Annotated in this window: 13 protein-coding genes and 1 tRNA gene; 9 read left to right on the top strand and 5 right to left on the bottom strand. The window is 62.9% G+C overall.

All coding sequences use genetic code 11. The features are described 5' to 3' along the window. Nucleotides 1–58: 58 nt before the first annotated feature. The 3 genes from C7A17_RS20280 (at nt 59) to C7A17_RS20290 (ending at nt 4,862) form a co-directional block, all read left to right on the top strand. Nucleotides 59–3,526, top strand: a complete 3,468-nt coding sequence (locus C7A17_RS20280) for an indolepyruvate ferredoxin oxidoreductase family protein (RefSeq protein ID WP_106739756.1) — start codon at nt 59–61, stop codon at nt 3,524–3,526. A 72-nt stretch (nt 3,527–3,598) separates the two neighbouring features. Beyond that, the gene (locus C7A17_RS20285) at nt 3,599–4,711 is read left to right on the top strand and encodes a Leu/Phe/Val dehydrogenase (RefSeq protein ID WP_106739758.1); all 1,113 of its coding nucleotides are present in this window, start codon (nt 3,599–3,601) and stop codon (nt 4,709–4,711) included. A gap of 76 nt (nt 4,712–4,787) precedes the next feature. After that, nucleotides 4,788–4,862, top strand: a tRNA-Arg gene (locus C7A17_RS20290). 51 nt (nt 4,863–4,913) lie between these two features. On the opposite strand, the gene sstT is transcribed toward C7A17_RS20290, so the two are convergent. Continuing rightward, complete coding sequence (gene sstT, locus C7A17_RS20295; RefSeq protein ID WP_106739761.1) at nt 4,914–6,137, bottom strand: serine/threonine transporter SstT; 1,224 nt, start codon at nt 6,135–6,137, stop codon at nt 4,914–4,916. A 420-nt stretch (nt 6,138–6,557) separates the two neighbouring features. On the opposite strand from sstT, the gene C7A17_RS20300 reads away from it, so the two are divergent. The 6 genes from C7A17_RS20300 to C7A17_RS20325 all read left to right on the top strand — a co-directional run bounded on the left by C7A17_RS20300 (nt 6,558) and on the right by C7A17_RS20325 (nt 13,816). Then, on the top strand, nt 6,558–7,379 hold the full coding sequence (locus C7A17_RS20300; RefSeq protein WP_106739763.1) for a transporter substrate-binding domain-containing protein: 822 nt from the start codon (nt 6,558–6,560) through the stop codon (nt 7,377–7,379). Nucleotides 7,380–7,477: 98 nt separating this feature from the next. After that, nucleotides 7,478–9,040 carry an amino acid ABC transporter permease/ATP-binding protein gene (locus C7A17_RS20305; protein WP_106739766.1) on the top strand — a complete coding sequence of 521 codons (1,563 nt, stop codon included), beginning with the start codon at nt 7,478–7,480 and terminating at the stop codon, nt 9,038–9,040. 42 nt (nt 9,041–9,082) lie between these two features. Beyond that, nucleotides 9,083–10,054 carry an agmatinase gene (gene speB, locus C7A17_RS20310; RefSeq protein ID WP_106739769.1) on the top strand — a complete coding sequence of 324 codons (972 nt, stop codon included), beginning with the start codon at nt 9,083–9,085 and terminating at the stop codon, nt 10,052–10,054. Nucleotides 10,055–10,097: 43 nt separating this feature from the next. Then, complete coding sequence (locus C7A17_RS20315; protein ID WP_106739771.1) at nt 10,098–10,988, top strand: LysR family transcriptional regulator; 891 nt, start codon at nt 10,098–10,100, stop codon at nt 10,986–10,988. 129 nt (nt 10,989–11,117) lie between these two features. Beyond that, on the top strand, nt 11,118–12,461 hold the full coding sequence (locus C7A17_RS20320; protein WP_106739773.1) for a glutamine synthetase family protein: 1,344 nt from the start codon (nt 11,118–11,120) through the stop codon (nt 12,459–12,461). Between the two features lie 41 nt (nt 12,462–12,502). Further along, nucleotides 12,503–13,816 carry an MFS transporter gene (locus tag C7A17_RS20325; protein WP_106739776.1) on the top strand — a complete coding sequence of 438 codons (1,314 nt, stop codon included), beginning with the start codon at nt 12,503–12,505 and terminating at the stop codon, nt 13,814–13,816. A 34-nt stretch (nt 13,817–13,850) separates the two neighbouring features. On the opposite strand, the gene C7A17_RS20330 is transcribed toward C7A17_RS20325, so the two are convergent. The 4 genes from C7A17_RS20330 to flgA form a co-directional block, all read right to left on the bottom strand. After that, a complete protein-coding gene (locus C7A17_RS20330; RefSeq protein ID WP_106739778.1) occupies nt 13,851–14,600 on the bottom strand; it encodes a flagellar brake protein in 750 nt (249 codons plus the stop codon). A gap of 94 nt (nt 14,601–14,694) precedes the next feature. Continuing rightward, nucleotides 14,695–15,162 carry a flagella synthesis protein FlgN gene (locus C7A17_RS20335; RefSeq protein WP_106739781.1) on the bottom strand — a complete coding sequence of 156 codons (468 nt, stop codon included), beginning with the start codon at nt 15,160–15,162 and terminating at the stop codon, nt 14,695–14,697. Between the two features lie 50 nt (nt 15,163–15,212). After that, nucleotides 15,213–15,548: a flagellar biosynthesis anti-sigma factor FlgM gene (gene flgM / locus C7A17_RS20340; RefSeq protein WP_106739783.1), complete on the bottom strand. Its 336-nt coding sequence runs from the start codon at nt 15,546–15,548 to the stop codon at nt 15,213–15,215. A 134-nt stretch (nt 15,549–15,682) separates the two neighbouring features. Further along, a complete protein-coding gene (gene flgA, locus C7A17_RS20345; protein ID WP_106739786.1) occupies nt 15,683–16,441 on the bottom strand; it encodes a flagellar basal body P-ring formation chaperone FlgA in 759 nt (252 codons plus the stop codon). Nucleotides 16,442–16,491 lie beyond the last annotated feature (50 nt).

Genomic DNA, 16,491 nt, shown 5'->3' on the forward strand with positions numbered 1-16,491 from the left:
CGGAGCGTGTCTACCGTCGCGTTCCTTGTGCTCGCCATAACAATAAAAGGAGCGCTCCATGTCACTGGCCGAAATCCGCCTGGATGACAAATATCGCCTCGCTACTGGTCACCTCTATTTGACCGGCACTCAGGCGCTCACCCGCCTGCCCATGCTGCAGAAGCAGCGTGACGCCGCCTTCGGACTCAATACCGCCTGCTTCATCTCCGGCTATCGCGGCTCGCCCCTGGGCGGTCTGGACAAGAGCCTGTGGGATGCGCGCGAGTACCTGAAGGAAAACCACATCCACTTCCAGCCCGGCGTAAACGAAGAGTTGGGTGCGACGGCAGTGTGGGGCAGCCAGCAGGCCAACCTGTTCCCTGGCGCGCGCTACGACGGCGTGTTCGCCATGTGGTACGGCAAGGGGCCCGGCGTCGACCGCAGTGGTGACGTATTCAAGCATGGCAACTCGGCCGGCGTTTCCAAGCATGGCGGTGTGCTGGTGCTGGCTGGCGACGACCATGGCTGCAAGTCCTCGACCATCGCCCACCAGAGCGAGCATGCCTTCATCGCTGCGTCGATCCCGGTGCTCAACCCGGCCAACGTCCAGGAAGTGCTGGACTACGGCATCATCGGCTGGGAGCTGTCGCGCTACAGCGGCTGCTGGGTGGCGCTGAAGACCATTGCCGAGAACGTCGACTCTTCGGCTGTGGTGGACGTCGACCCACTGCGTATCCAGATCAAGATTCCCGAGGATTTCCAGCTACCCGAAGACGGCGTGCACATCCGCTGGCCCGATCCGCCCCTGGCGCAGGAAAAGCGTCTCAACGTTTACAAGATCTACGCCGCGCGCGCCTTCGCCTTGGCCAACAACCTCAACCAGGTCAAGCTCGATTCGCCCAACCCGCGCCTCGGCATCATCACCACCGGCAAGTCCTACCTCGATGTGCGTCAGGCTCTGGATGATCTAGGCCTAGACGAAGCGCTGTGCGCCAAGGTCGGCTTGCGTGTGCTCAAGGTCGGTATGAGCTGGCCGCTGGAGCCGGTGTCGGTGCATGGCTTTGCAGAGGGGCTGGACGAAATTCTGGTGGTGGAAGAAAAACGCAGCATCATCGAAGACCAGCTAACCGGTCAGCTCTACAACTGGCCGGTGGGCAAGCGCCCGCGCGTGGTTGGCGAGTTCGACGAAGAGGGTAATTCGTTGCTGCCCAACCTCGGTGAATTGACTCCGGCAATGATCGCCCGGGTGATCGCCAAGCGCCTGGCGCCGATCTACAGCAGCCCGACCATCGAGGAGCGCCTGGCCTTCCTCGATGCCAAGGAGAAGGCGCTGGCTGTGCCCAAGCACAAGACTGCGCGCACCCCGCATTTCTGCTCCGGTTGCCCGCATAATAGCTCGACCAAGGTGCCCGAAGGCAGCCGCGCTCTCGGTGGTATCGGTTGCCACTACATGACCCAGTGGATGGATCGCAGCACCGACACCTTCACCCAGATGGGCGGCGAGGGCGCCACCTGGATCGGCCAGGCGCCATTCACCGATACTCCGCACGTATTTCAGAACCTCGGTGACGGCACCTACTTCCACTCCGGCCATCTGGCTCTGCGCGCGGCCGTGGCCGCCGGAGTCAATATCACCTACAAGATTCTCTACAACGATGCGGTGGCGATGACCGGTGGCCAGCCCATCGACGGCGAACTGCGCATCGACCAGCTCAGCCAACAGGTGCATGCCGAGGGCGTGAAGCGCATTGCCCTGGTCAGTGACGAGCCGGACAAATACCCGACCCGAGCTACTTTCGCGCCGGGCGTGACCTTCCACCACCGCCGCGAGCTGGACGCCGTGCAACGCGAGCTGCGCGAGGTCAAGGGCTGCTCGGTGATCCTCTATGACCAGACCTGCGCCACCGAGAAACGTCGTCGGCGCAAGCGCGGCAAGATGGTCGATCCGGCCAAGCGTGCGTTCATCAATCCGGCGGTGTGCGAGGGCTGCGGTGATTGCAGCGTCAAGTCCAACTGCCTGTCGGTGCTGCCGCTGGAAACCGAGCTGGGACGCAAGCGCGAGATCGACCAGAACGCCTGCAACAAAGACTTCAGTTGCCTGGAGGGCTTCTGCCCGAGCTTCGTCACCGTTCACGGCGGCAGCCTGCGCAAGCCCGAGGCCGTTGGTCTGAGTGCGCTGTTCATCGCCTTGCCGGAGCCCAAGCAACCAGTCCTTAACCGGCCCTGGAACATCCTCCTGCCCGGCGTTGGCGGCAGCGGCGTGACCACCGTCGGCGCGCTGCTGGGCATGGCCGCGCATATCGAAGGCAAGGGTTGCACCGTGCTCGACCAGGCTGGCCTGGCACAGAAGTTCGGCCCGGTGATCACCCACATCCGTATCGCCGCACGGCAGAGCGACATCTACGCGGTGCGCATCGCCGCCGGGGAAACCGATCTGCTGCTGGGCTGCGACCTGGTGGTGTCGTCCAGTGAAGAGGCGCTGGCCAAGCTCAACGACAAGATCGCCCATGCGGTGATCAACAGCCATGAAGCGGCCACTGCCGAGTTCACCCGCAACCCGGACGCCCAGGTGCCCGGCGCGGCCATGCGCGAAGCGCTCAGCGAGGCGGTGGGCGAGGGCAAGACCCGCTTCGTCGACGCCACCCGCCTGGCCACTCGCCTGCTCGGTGACAGCATCGCCACCAACCTGTTCATGCTCGGCTATGCCTACCAGCAGGGCCTGGTGCCGGTATCGGCGGAGGCGATCAACAAGGCTATCGAGCTCAACGGCGTGGCCGTTCAACTCAACCAGCAGGCGTTTCTCTGGGGCCGTCGTGCCGCACATGACCTGGCCGCGGTGGAGAAGGTCGCCGCGCCCAAGGTCGTCGAGGCGCCGCATTGCAGTACGCTGGAGGAGATCGTCGCCGACCGCGTGCAGCGCCTGACCGCCTACCAGAACGCCGCCTATGCCGAGCGCTACCGTGAGCTGGTCGAGCGCGTGCGCAAGGCCGATACCGATGCCCAGCAGCGCCTGAGCAAGGCTGTGGCGCGCTACTACTTCAAGCTGCTGGCCTACAAGGACGAGTACGAAGTGGCGAGGCTGTACAGCGATGCCACCTTCCGCAAGCAGCTCGAAGCGCAGTTCGAAGGCGACTACCGGTTGCAGTTCCACCTGGCGCCGAGCTGGTTGAGCAAGCCCGATGCGGTCACTGGCCAGCCACGCAAGCGCAGCTTCGGCCCCTGGATGCTCAAGGCGTTCGGCGTGCTGGCGCGCTTCAAGTTCCTGCGTGGCAGTGTGCTCGATCCGTTCGGCCACAGTGCCGAGCGTCGCCTGGAGCGCGAGCTGATCGAGGAGTACGAAGCCAACGTGGCCTACCTGCTGGGCGAGCTCAACGCTGGCAACTACCGCACGGCAGTGGCGCTGGCCGAGGTTCCGGAGCAGATCCGCGGTTATGGCCACGTCAAGGAAGCTGCGCTGGCCAAGGCGCGCGAGCAGGCGAGTCAGCTCAAGGCGCGTCTGACCGTCAGCGAGATCGCGGCGGTGCAGTTGTTCGAACCGGCTGCCTGAGCCTCAACCCATCCCCTTTGCCACCCTCTCCCGTGCGGGGGAGGGGCGGCTTTTTATATCCGAGGTAACCCGATGTCCGTCTTCAATCACGTCGACTTCGATCAGCACGAACAGGTGGTTTACGGCCACGACAAGGCCAGCGGTCTGAAAGCCATCATCGCCATTCACGACAGCACCCTCGGCCCCGCACTGGGCGGCTGCCGCATGTGGAACTACGCCAGCGACGAGGAAGCATTACGCGACGTGCTGCGCCTGTCGCGCGGCATGACCTACAAATCGGCCCTGGCCCGATTGCCGCTCGGTGGCGGCAAGGCGGTGATCATCGGCGACCCGCACACAGGCAAGAGCGAGGCGCTGTTCCAGGCCATGGGCGATTTCGTCGACAGCCTGGGCGGGCGCTATGTCACTGCGGCGGACTCGGGCACTGGCGTGGCCGAGATGCGCATCATGGCCGAGCGCACCCGCCACGTCGCTGGCGCGGGGCAGCGTGAGGCCTTCGGTGGTGGCAGCCGTGACGGCGATCCGTCGCCCTCGACCGCTTATGGGGTATTTATCGGCATCCAGGCGGCCGTGGCGCATCGTCTCGGCCGCCAGGATCTCCAGGGTGTGCGCGTGGCCATCCAGGGCGTCGGCCAGGTCGGCTTCGGCCTGGCCAAACTGCTCAAGGAGGCCGGTGCGCAGCTGTGGGTGACGGATATCGTCGAGGCCAACGTGCAGCGCGCGGTGAGCCAGCTGGGCGCTACAGCAGTTGGCCAGCACGAGATCTACCGCGTCGACGTGGACGTGTTCGCGCCCTGCGCGCTGGGCGCCATCATCAACCTGCAGACGTTGGAAACCCTGCGCGCGCCGATCATCGCCGGCGCGGCCAACAACCAACTGGCCGACGCCAGTCTGGCTGAACTGCTGCGTCGCCGCGAATGCCTGTACGCGCCAGACTACGCGATCAATGCCGGCGGCATCATCGACGTCTGCTACGAGCGCACCGGTGGCAGTGCGGCTGAACTCAAGGCGCATATCGAAGGCATCGGCCCGACCCTGACGGAAATCTTCCAGCGCGCCGAGCGTGAGGGTGAGACCACTACCGCGATTGCCGATCGCATGGCGCTGGAGCGTTTGCGCGGCGGCCTGCAACCCGTGCGTGCTACCGCTAGCGCCAAGGTGGTTTCCCTGGGCTGGCAGCGCTAGGCACGGAGCGGTGCGCGACATGACAAATGCGCGCGCCGCCGCTAAGATGCGGCCCGGCCGTTGCCAATACGGCCGTGTCCCCTTAGTTCAACGGATAGAATAAGCCCCTCCTAAGGGCTAGATGCTGGTTCGATTCCAGCAGGGGACGCCAAACAAAAAGGCCTACGCATTGCGTAGGCCTTTTTCTTTTCAGCATCAAGGCTCAGGCCTGACGCTGATCCTCGGCCCAGCACACGGCCGCGGTGAAGACCACGTCGGTGGAGGAGTTGATGGCGGTTTCCGCCGAGTCCTGCACGATGCCGATGATGAAACCGATGGCCACCACCTGCATGGCGACGTCGTTGGGGATGCCGAACAGGCCGCAGGCCAGTGGAATCAGCAGCAGCGAGCCACCGGCCACGCCAGAGGCGCCGCAGGCGCAGACCGCCGCGACTACGCTGAGCAGCAGGGCGGTGAACAGATCCACTGGGATTCCCAGGGTATGCACCGCTGCCAGAGTCAGCACGCTGATGGTGATGGCAGCGCCCGCCATGTTGATGGTGGCGCCGAGCGGGATGGAGACCGAGTAGGTTTCTTCGTGCAGGTTCAGATCCTTGCACAGCTGCAGGTTGACCGGGATGTTCGCGGCCGAGCTGCGGGTGAAGAAAGCAGTGATCGCACTGCCGCGCAAGCAGGTCAGCACCAGCGGGTAAGGGTTGCGACGGATCTTCCAGTACACCAGCAGCGGGTTGACCACCAGCGCCACCAACAGCATGCAACCGACCAGCACGGCGAGCAGATGCAAATAGCCGAGCAGGGCGTCCAGGCCGGAGTCGGCCAGGGTAGCGGCGACCAGGCCGAAGATGCCCAGTGGGGCGAGGCGAATTACCATGCGCACGATGCGGGTGATGCCGTCGGACAGTTCTCCGAGCAGTTGCTTGCTGCCCGCACTGGCTTGTCGGAATACCAGGCCCAGGGCGATGGCCCAGGCCAGAATGCCGATGTAGTTGGCGTTGAGCAGGGCGTGGATAGGGTTGTCGACCACGTTGAACAGCAGGGTACGCAGCACTTCGGCGATACCACCGGGTGGGCTCAGTTCCGTTGCCGGGCTGCTCAGTACCAGGTTCGACGGAAACAGGAAGCTGGCCGCGACGCCAATCAGCGCCGCTGACAGCGTACCGATCAGGTACATCACCAGGATCGGACGAATATGGGTCTGTTGGCCGTGTTGGTGGTTGGCGATGGACGCGGTGACCAGCACCAGTACCAGCACCGGTGCCACGGCTTTCAGGGCGGCGATGAAGACTTCGCCGAGCAGGGCGATGGAGCGCGCCGCTTCGGGGGCGATCAAGGCCAGGGCAATACCGGCGACCAGGCCAATGGCGATCTGGCCAACCAGGCTGATGCGAGCGATCCGGCGCAGTAGGGGTTGGGTGGTGGCAGTCATGTCGCTGTCTCTGTGGGCTTGGAGGGCCGCCTTGGGAGGGGCCAAAAAAGAGCGCGCGACTCTAGCACAGTCCTGACTGGCTGCTTTGACGCCGGGCAATGGAGGGCGACGGGCTGCAATTAGCTGTCGCATGTATGCAAACCCCAGCGTTCCCTGCAGTCGTTCTCAGCGCGTTCCTGTCGCCAGAGTGCCGAGCCTGCGCAGTCGCTTGTCCACGTGTTGCCTTCATTTATGAAAATACGAAAGCCAGCTTTTGCAAGTCGGGATTCAACCTGGCCTGCCTCCTCTTTATCGTGACTTCGCCACGCACAACGATAATCACGCTCCAGCGTGAAGACTTCAGTCGGGTCAGCCATGTTTCATGAACCCCGACTCTTGCGAACCTGCCCCCACGAGAATGCCAACTCATAAGGACTTCCCATGCTCGGACATGTCTGCAAGCAAGGGCGGCAGGTACTGTGCGCGGCGGCGTTGATCGCCTCTGCTGCGCTTATCGTCGCCCAACCCGCGAGTGCTGCAAGCGTCATCACGCCTGGTACCTTCAACGTCGCGATGGAAATCAATTACCCGCCATTCGAGTCCTGGGAGAACGGCAAGGTGGTCGGTTTCGATGCTGAACTCAGCGAGGCAATCGCCCGGCACATGCAGCTGGATGTGCGTTTCCAGGACACCAAGTTCGCCAACCTGATCCTGGGGCTCAACGGCAACAAGTTCGATGCCACCATCTCCGCGCTGTACATCACGCCGCCGCGGCTGGAGCAGGCCGATGCCATTGCCTATGCGCGCAGCGGTGCATTCATCCTGGTCAACAAGGACAGCCCGGTACAGCCAGAGGACGAGAAAGCGCTGTGCGGGCTGAAAGTGGGGCTGCAGCAGGGTACGTCCTGGGTCACCCCAATTCGCGAGCTGTCCGACAGCCACTGTGTCGCCAACGGCAGGGCACCGATCGTCGTCAGCGAATTCCCGACGGCGCCAGAGGCTTCGCAGGCCCTGCTGTCGAAGAACATCGACGCCCAGATCGAGATCGCCGGTACCGCCAAGATGTTCGCCGAGCGTTCGCGTGGCCGTCTGGTGGTCAGCTCATCGCGAATGATCTACATGCAGACCCTCGGCATTTTCACGCGTAAGGGCAATGACGCCCTCCAGGCTCAACTGCGTCAGGCGCTGGCCGCCATGCGTCACAGCGGGGAGCATCAGGCCCTGCTCAAGAAGTACGAGCTCGAGGATGTGACGCAAGAGTGATGCGTCACCCCACGCCGGTCAGCCGGGCGGCAGCGAAGGCGCCCGGTTGACCGGCACCACGTTGCCTCTTCTTCGATCGCCCCTGACGCAGGTTCTTCATGACTTTCGACTGGTCTTATTTTCTGTCGCTGTTCACCCTTGGCGATTTCTGGCGTGCATGCGTCACCGTCATTGTGCTCAGCAGCGCGGCCTGGGTGCTGGGGCTTGGCCTTGGTTTCCTGCTGGCCTGTGCCCGGATGTCGCCCAAGCGCGGGCTCAATCTGCCCGCGCGGCTGTACATCTGGTTCTTTCGCAGCATTCCGCTGCTGGTTCTGCTGGTGTTCGTCTACAACCTGCCGCAACTGTTCCCGCAGACCGGCGCCTGGCTGGGCAATCCGTTCACGGCGGGGCTGATCGGTCTGGTGGCGACCGAGGCCGCCTACATGGCCGAGATTCATCGCGGCGGCCTGCTGTCCGTCGCCGCCGGGCAGCGCGAGGCCGGGCATGCGCTGGGCTTCACCTACTGGACGACGCTGCGCTTAGTCGTGGTGCAGCAGGCTTTTCGTATCTCGCTGCCGACGCTGGTCAACGAGTACGTCACCATCGTCAAGCTCAGCTCGCTGGTGTCGGTGATCTCACTTCCCGAATTGCTGATGACGGGCCAGCGTCTGTATTCGCAGAACTTCCTGGTTCTGGAGACCCTGGCTGCTGTCGCCGTCTATTACGTGCTCATCGTCACCCTGTTCGGCTGGGGATTCAGCCGCCTGGAGCACTCCCTCGACCTGGGGCGTCGCTCCGCCGCCTTGCTCGACGCCGATGCCTGCCAGGCAGCGAGAGTCATACCCGCCATCCCGGTGGCCGCGCAGCCAAGGATGCAGACCGGGGCACCGAAGGCGCTGCGACTGCGCAACCTGCACAAATCCTATGGGCGCAATGCGGTGCTCTCGGGCATCGATCTGGAGATTTCCTGCGGCCAGGTGGTGAGCATCATCGGCCCGTCCGGCTCGGGCAAGACCTCGCTCATCCGTACCATCAATGCGCTCGAGCGGATCGACCAAGGTGAGATCGTGCTGTTCGATGCGCCATACATCACCGCGGACATTTCACCGACCGCGCCACAGGTGCGCCAGGGCATTCGCCGGATCGGCATGGTGTTCCAGAACTTCCAGCTGTTTCCGCATCTGACCCTGCTGGAGAACATCACCCTGGCGCCGCTTCGCCATGGTCTGGATACACCGCAGGCAGCGCGGCAAAACGCCTTCGCGCTGCTCGATAAGGTCGGTTTGCTCAGTCATGCCAATCGTTATCCGCATCAATTGTCCGGCGGTCAGCAACAGCGGGTGGCCATCGCTCGTGCATTGGCCATGCGTCCGGATGTCCTGTTATTCGACGAGCCGACCTCGGCGCTCGATCCGGAGCTGGTGGCGGATGTGCTCAATGTCATCCATGACCTCGCTCGCGAGGGCATGACCATGCTTGTGGTGACCCATGAGATGGACTTCGCGCTGTCGACCTCCGACCGCATCGTGTTCATGGAACAGGGGCGCATCCAGCTCGATGCATCGCCGCTGCAGATTCAGCGTGGCGCCTGCGCTTCGGCGTCGCCAGCCATCCAGCGCGTGCGCCGCTTCATGAAGCTCGATGACCGCTCGATCTCCCCCGAACCCTTGCCGGTTGCCTGAGTGGCCGGTCTTGTAATCCTGTCCATCCCTGGAGTCACGATCATGTCGCATGCTTTTCCCCAGCCCCTTGATGCTTACCAGGTACCGCGTTTCGCGGGCCTTCCTACGTTCATGCGCCTGCCGGCGTTCGAAGACCCCGCCCAGGTGCAGATCGCGCTGCTCGGCATTCCCTGGGACGGTGGCACGACCAACCGAGCCGGTGCACGGCATGGTCCGCGCGAGGTGCGCAATATGTCCAGCCTCATCCGCCGGGTGCACCCGGTCACCGGGCTGTCGCCCTACGATGCGGTTCGGGTTGGCGATCTCGGCGATGCCCCGGTCAATCCGATCGATCTGCTCGATGCGCTGAAGCGTATCGAGGGCTTTCTCGCGTCCGTCCACGCGGCAGGCGCCGTGCCGCTGTCGGTCGGTGGCGACCATCTGGTGACGCTGCCGGTGTTTCGCGCTATCGCCCGCCAGCGGCCCATCGGTATGGTGCATTTCGATGCCCACTCCGACACCAACGACCGTTACTTCGGTGACAACCCCTACACCCATGGCACACCGTTTCGCCGTGCGGTCGAGGAGGGGCTGCTAGATCCCAAACGCACCGTGCAGATCGGTATTCGTGGCTCGCTGGCTTCGGCCAGCGACACGGACTTCGCCGAGCAGGTCGGTATCCGCATCATCACCATGGAAGAGTTCGCCGATATCGGTGTCGAGGCCACGTTGCTCGAAGCCCGGAGGATCGTTGGCAACGAGCCGACCTATGTCAGCTTCGATGTCGATGTACTCGATCCGGCCTTCGCGCCTGGCACCGGTACACCGGAGATTGGCGGCATGACCACGCTGCAGGCGCAGCAACTGATTCGCGGTCTGCGCGGGCTGAATCTGATCGGTGCCGATGTGGTCGAGGTCGCGCCACCTTTCGATGTCGGCGGCTGTACCGCGCTGGTGGGGGCGACGATGCTGTTCGAACTGCTGTGCATCGTTGCCGAATCGGTGGCCGAACGGGCGCTGCAGACGCCCAAATGAGGCACAATCCTCGCTCTGCTACCACTCGGATGGAACATCAGCGATGCGAGGCAACCTGAGCGACGTGGACTTGCGCATGCTGCGTACGTTCTGTGCCATCGTCGAGGCGGGCGGCTTCACGGCCGCCCAGGCTCGTCTCAACATCAGCCTGCCGCGCCTCAGCGTGATCGTCCGCGATCTGGAGGTGCGTCTTGGTTATTCGCTGTGCAAGCGTGGCAAGTCGGGCTTCCAGTTGACGGAGCAGGGCCAGCAGACCTACGCCGCCGCGCAGGAGCTGTTCGCCAGCGTCTCGCATTTTCAGGATCGCACCACATCGCTCAGCCAGCGGCCGCGGGAGACCTTGTTGATCGGTGCGGTCGACGCCCTGGCCAGTTTCGAGGCGTTTCCGCTGGTGCGGGCCATCACCGCCTTGCGCAAGGTCACTCCGGAAACCGGCATCGAGCTGCACATCATGCGGCCTGACGAGTTGGAGCAGGCCGTGCTGGATGAGCGCCTGGAGCTGGCGGTCGGCGCGTTCCATCACCATCTCTCGGGGCTGAACTACACGCCCTTGTGTCGTGAGCGCAATGTGCTCTATTGCAGCGATGCCCATCCGTTCTTCGCCATGAAGGACGAGCGCCTGAGTGTCGATATCCTGAGCGAAGCCGTTTATGTCGATCGTGGTTATCTGAGTGAAAGTCGGCGGCCACACCAGCTGCGCTTTCAGCATTTCGTCAATGCCTACACCATGGAGGCGACAGCGCTGCTGATATTTTCCGGCACCTACATCGGTTACCTGCCCACGCACTATGCGCAGCCCTGGGTGGATCGCGGACGTTTGCGGCCGATCCGTCCCGAGAGCCTGTCTTTCGAGGCGCAGTTCGAGTGCATCGTACGTCAGGGACTGGAGCAGAAGCCCGCGGTGAGTCGTTTGCAGGAGCTGCTGCTCGCCTAGACCGGAGAGGTCGTGGGTGAGACCGGCCAGGCCGTCGCACGGCACTGCTTGAAATATTGAACGCCCGTTGCGTATGTTGTGTCACTGCCCGTCGCTCGACGGACTTCCAATGGCAAAGGACAACAGCAGATGAGCAACGACGGCCATCTTTCGCTGGAAACTCTCCTCAGTGGCATCGATGAAATCGACTGCGTGACCCCGGATCTCAATGGCGTGCCGCGCGGCAAGGTGATGACGGCCAGCGGCTTCATCGAGGGGCGGCGTTTGCAACTGGCCCGCGGCGTCTTGTTGCAATGCATCATGGGTGGCTATCCGGCGGCGCGCTTCTATGGCAGCGACGACGGCGATCTCGTGCTCAATGCCGAGCCGAGCCAGATTCATCGCCTGCCCTGGAGCGAGCCGCCACGCGCACTGGCCATCTGCGATGCGGACGAGCTGGATGGGCGCAGCTCCGGGCTGTCCACTCGTGCGTTGCTCAAACGCGTGCTGGCGCGTTACGCCGAGCACGGCTGGCAACCGGTGGTGGCCACCGAGCTGGAGTTCTTCGTCTTCGCCGTCAATCCCGATCCGCAGCAGCCGTTCCAGCCGCCAGCGGGGCTGGATGGTCGTCGTGAGGATGGCGGTTCGGCGTTCAGTGTCAGCTCCGGCAATGGCTTGCGGCCATTCTTCACCGAGGTGTATCGCTGCATGGAAGCGCTTGGCCTGCCGCGCGATACCTTCATGCACGAGATGGGCGTCAGTCAGTTCGAGATCAACCTGCTGCACGGCGATGCGCTGCAACTGGCCGATCAGACCTTCCTGTTCAAGCACCTGCTCAAGGAAGTCGGCTTCAAGCACGGTTTGTCCGTGGTGTGCATGGCCAAACCATTGGCGCACACGCCGGGTAGCTCCATGCATATCCACCAGAGCGTGGTGGAGCAGGGGACGGGGCGCAACATCTTCAGCAACGAGCAGGGCGAAGCGACGCCGGCCTTTTATCACTTCATCGGTGGCCAGCAGGCGGCATTAGCCGACTTCACTCTGCTGTTCGCACCGCATGTGAACTCCTACCAACGCCTGTGTCATCCCTATGCATCGCCGAACAATGCCTGCTGGTCTGCCGACAACCGCGCCGCCGGGCTACGCATTCCAGCCAGTGCACCAGTGGCGCGGCGTGTGGAAAACCGCCTGCCGGGCGCAGATGCCAATCCATATCTGGCTCTGGCTGCCAGCCTGGCCGCCGGTCTGCATGGCCTGGAACGCGAGCTGCAACCCAGCGCGCCGATCCAGGGGGAGTTCGAGGTGCCGGAAGAATTGGCGTTACCCTGTACCATGCACGCTGCTATCGAGCGTCTGAAACGCAGCGAGTTGGCAATCGAACTGTTCGGTGCGGAATTCATCGAAGGTTACATCGCCAGCAAGACGCTGGAGCTGACCAGCTTCTACGATGAAATTACACCCTGGGAACGCCGTGTTCTGGCCGCACAAGCCTGACGCCATTCCCGGTTTCCGTGCACAAGGAGCTTTACCCGCCAATGCGACTGATCTGGAAGTCATTCCGCTCGCTGTACTTTGCCACCCTGCTCATGTTGCTCGGCTCCGGTTTGCTCAGTACTTATCTGGCCTTGCGTCTGGCCGATACGGTGGATGGTCTGTGGGTCGGTGCGCTGATGGCGGCCAACTATTTCGGTCTGGTGCTCGGCGGCAAGCTGGGGCATCGGCTGATCGGCCGGGTAGGGCACATTCGCGCCTACGTGGCCTGCGCCGGGGTGGTCACCGCCGCGGTGCTTGGTCATGGCCTGGTGGAGTGGCTGCCGTTCTGGTTGTTCCTGCGCATGCTGGTGGGCCTGGGCATGATGTGCCAGTACATGGTGATCGAGAGCTGGCTCAACGAGCAGGCCGAAGCGAAGCAGCGTGGCCTGGTGTTCAGCGGGTATATGGCGGCTTCCTACCTGGGGTTGATTCTCGGGCAACTGACCCTGGTGGTGCATCCGACGCTGGGGCTGGAGTTGCTGATGCTGGTCGCCCTGTGCTTTGCCCTGTGCCTGGTGCCCGTGGCGCTGACGCGACGTCTGCACCCGGCGCCTTTGCATCCGGCGCCGCTGGAGCTGCGCTTCTTCCTCAGTCGCGTGCCGCTGTCGCTGACCACGATTTCGGTGGCCGGCCTGCTGATCGGCTCTTTCTATGGTCTGGCGCCGCTGTATGCGACACGCATGGGGCTATCGACCGAGCAGGTGGGCTTGTTCATGGGTAGCTGCATTCTGGCCGGCTTGCTGGTGCAGTGGCCATTGGGCTGGTTGTCGGATCGCCATGACCGCGTGCGTCTGATCCGTGGGTGTGCGGTATTGCTGCTGCTTGCAGCACTGCCGCTGGCTGCGTTGCCCGAGGTTTTCCTGGGATTGCTGATCGTCGTCGGTTTTCTGGTCAGCCTGATGCAGTTCAGCCTCTACCCGCTGGCGGTGGCCCTTGCCAATGACCATGTCGAGCCGGAGCGACGCGTATCGCTGACCGCCATGCTGCTGGTCACCTTTGGGGTAGGCGCATGCATTGGCCCGCTGCTGACGGGCGTGTTGATGCGCTTCTACGGGGCCAACATGCTGTACGTGTTCGTTTGCGTCTGTGCGCTGATCCTGATCTGGCGTATTCGGCCTGAGGTGGTCACTCATCTGCATCAGGTCGAGGATGCGCCGCTGCAGCACATGGCCATGCCGGGTAATGTCACCAGCTCACCGCTGGTCGCTGCGCTCGATCCCAGGGTCGACGAGCAAACGGTGCAGGAACAGATGCAGGAGCCGGCTGCCGCCGCGGCAGCCGAAGACGAACAGCAGAACGCACAGGCAGCCCCGTAGGGCTGCCACTGCATTGCGCGTATCGGAGAGGGGGTCAGAAGGGGCCGTCGCTCTCGGTGCGGCGTGCTTCGCGCTGCAACTGGTAGACGAAACGCTCGACCTGGCGTTGTTCCAGACCATTCATGCGGTGGAAGCGGGTGCCGACGAAGGTCATGTCGACCTTCTCTTCGTATTGCACATGGCGCAGCTCCACGGCGCAGGTCATCGCGCCGAAGGGCAGGTGGGCGGTGAGGCGCTCGTGTACCTGGCCGTTGCTCAATTGCTGGGTGAGGTTGCCGGCAAAACGCAGCTTGCAGCCGGTGGCGGAAATATCCAGCAGGTGACCAGGAATGGGTTCGCGCAGTTTGTCGCCATTGAGCACGACCTTGACCAGGTCGCTTTGCTTGAGTGGTGCACGAAACGCACTACGGCGCTGGTGGTAAATCACTTCTTGCGGCAACGGCGCCCAGTAGCAGGGGGCACCTTCGAACTCACCTGGCTGTACGTCGTGCTCGCAGCTCCAGGCTACGCGCACGCCATCGCGAAATGCTTCGACCTTGAAACCTTCGCCTTGCTTGAAGAAACGTTCGCCATCGTTCGGGATGATTTCATCGAGGGCGATACGAGCCCGATCGCGGTCAATTTCTACCAGATAGCTCTGAAAACGCTGGCTGCGATCTTTGAACTGGATCACCAGAGGGTCATGGTTCTGTTGCAATTGGCGCAGGGTGGCAATGATCTCCACGGGTGCCTTGAGCACCTTTGGCGGCTGAGGGCCGCTCTCGTCGTTGAACGCGCTGGACACAGTTCGGAACTCTCCGAGTCAAAAGACTACAACGGCACTAGCATACTGGCTAAGTGCCTGCATGTCCCTGTGCGTTTCACTTATCGGTAGGGGCTCAGGCCTGACTGAGTGGCCTTTGCTGCGCGATTCTAGCGGCACTGCCACGACTGTCATAGAGCCCTGGCGTTTCGCCGCCGCGCAGGATGCCGAGGACGCTGCGCACTGATGCCTGGTTGGCACGCACAAGGCGGCCATTGCGCAGATTGGCTTCCTGGCAGCGTTGCAGCAGGTTGGACAGTTCTTCGCTGCGAACCAGTAACTGCTCGCCCTGGGCGGAGTTCGCTGCCAGTGCTCTCAGTCCGTCACGATCTGCGGTCAGGCCAGCGTTCTGCAGCAGGCGGCTGCGTTCGTTGCCATGCTGCTGGAGCAGGGCAAGCAGGGGTTGCTTGTCGTTAAGCAAGCCGTCGAGACGCGGCAGGTCACGTTCGCTCAGGGCCTGGAATTCGGCGTCGATCAGCTCAAGCAATTGCTCGGCGGTGCCGATATCGGTGGTGAACAGGTCAAGCAGGGCTGTGTCGTGCATGGCGGGCTCTTGGGGGTCGGGCGTCCAACACCCCCAGCGCAGCCCTGGGACTAGCGCTGGGATTCGAAGTCGAGCAGTTTCTGAGCGACGCGTTTGCTGTCGACCTGATAGCTGCCGTCAGCGATGGCCTGTTTCAACTGGGCCACGCGCTCCTTGTTGACGATTGGCTGATCGCTCAGCTTCTCGCTGATTTTCTGCAACTGTTGTGCCTCACGGCTCAGTTGCACGGATTCGCCGCTTTTAGCGGTGGTTTGTTCATCGCTGCCGGTGACAGGCGCTTTGTTCGGCTGCGCCGACTCGCTGCGATTGCCAGCCTGAGTCGAGCCGGTACGCCCCGCATTGGCGGGCGTATTGGCATTGTTCAGCCGGTTGAAGTCGATGACCATGATGCAAAACCTCAGACGATATGGTGGACGCTTGCCAAGCTTTTCGGCCGCTGCCGAGAAAACTTTAGGGCTAATTTCATGCGTCAGAAAACAGTGTAGGGGATCGCCAAGCCATTACGTTACAAGAAACATGCCTACATGGACACTTCCACCTGTCCCGGGCCGACCACTCGGGCACGAATCACCCGTTGCGAGCGCAGGTTGCGGACATTGATCTGATGGCCAGGAGCACCGTCCGTTAGGGCTTCACCTGGCATGCGCACGTTGACGGTCTTACCGCGAGCGCTGATGACCACCTGATCGCCGCGGCGCACCACCTCGGCAATTTGCAGATGGCTGGGAGCCAGAACCTGATCGCCGCCCAGTTGTCGCGTCAATTTCTTGCCAATTGCCTGCCCTGGGTCAGTCAGAAAGTTCTGACCGAGTTGTCCCACATCGCGTTCCACCAGGCTGAGATCCGCTGCTTTGACTACGCTCATGCGCTTGAGCGGGCGGGTGAGTACGACGACCGGCCGGTACAGCCGTACTTCGCCGGGTACAAATACGGTCCAGGGAGAGGTGCCGTCGCAACGTACACGAGTGGTGACGCGGCCTAGCGGCTGCGCAGGGCTCTCCAGTGTCGTCGTCAGCGGTTGATCGCAAAGCGGCAGACGCAACCGTGGGTCGAGACGATTGACACGAATCTCATGGCGGCCCTGGATTTCGCTACGCTGTAGATATTCAGTGGTCGCCTGCTCAAGAAAGGCCTCGGTGGCGCCGATAAGCTGTTCAGTGCTGGTGAAGGTCGCCGCCGCGGTACCGCTGTAGCCGATTGTCGGCAAAGCGAGTAAAACGGGCAAAGGAGCAAGGCACTTTGCCAGTAGCTGACGGAATGATGACGTTCTTGGCTTCATGACCAATGCAAAGCAAGCCCCGTGCCGCCTGCTAGGCTGCTAGGGGTAGG

Origin of the sequence: Pseudomonas mendocina, assembly GCF_003008615.1 — a bacterium.
GTDB classification, from domain to species: Bacteria; Pseudomonadota; Gammaproteobacteria; order Pseudomonadales; family Pseudomonadaceae; genus Aquipseudomonas; species Aquipseudomonas mendocina_C.

Coding starts and splice junctions, on each gene's coding strand:
- C7A17_RS20285 (WP_106739758.1), top strand. CDS start 3,599: ATGTCCGTCTTCAATCACGTCGACTTCGATCAGCACGAACAGGTGGTT.
- C7A17_RS20320 (WP_106739773.1), top strand. CDS start 11,118: ATGAGCAACGACGGCCATCTTTCGCTGGAAACTCTCCTCAGTGGCATC.
- C7A17_RS20280 (WP_106739756.1), top strand. CDS start 59: ATGTCACTGGCCGAAATCCGCCTGGATGACAAATATCGCCTCGCTACT.
- C7A17_RS20305 (WP_106739766.1), top strand. CDS start 7,478: ATGACTTTCGACTGGTCTTATTTTCTGTCGCTGTTCACCCTTGGCGAT.
- C7A17_RS20315 (WP_106739771.1), top strand. CDS start 10,098: ATGCGAGGCAACCTGAGCGACGTGGACTTGCGCATGCTGCGTACGTTC.
- C7A17_RS20300 (WP_106739763.1), top strand. CDS start 6,558: ATGCTCGGACATGTCTGCAAGCAAGGGCGGCAGGTACTGTGCGCGGCG.
- flgA (WP_106739786.1), bottom strand. CDS start 16,441: ATGAAGCCAAGAACGTCATCATTCCGTCAGCTACTGGCAAAGTGCCTT.
- C7A17_RS20335 (WP_106739781.1), bottom strand. CDS start 15,162: ATGCACGACACAGCCCTGCTTGACCTGTTCACCACCGATATCGGCACC.
- speB (WP_106739769.1), top strand. CDS start 9,083: ATGTCGCATGCTTTTCCCCAGCCCCTTGATGCTTACCAGGTACCGCGT.
- C7A17_RS20325 (WP_106739776.1), top strand. CDS start 12,503: ATGCGACTGATCTGGAAGTCATTCCGCTCGCTGTACTTTGCCACCCTG.
- sstT (WP_106739761.1), bottom strand. CDS start 6,137: ATGACTGCCACCACCCAACCCCTACTGCGCCGGATCGCTCGCATCAGC.
- flgM (WP_106739783.1), bottom strand. CDS start 15,548: ATGGTCATCGACTTCAACCGGCTGAACAATGCCAATACGCCCGCCAAT.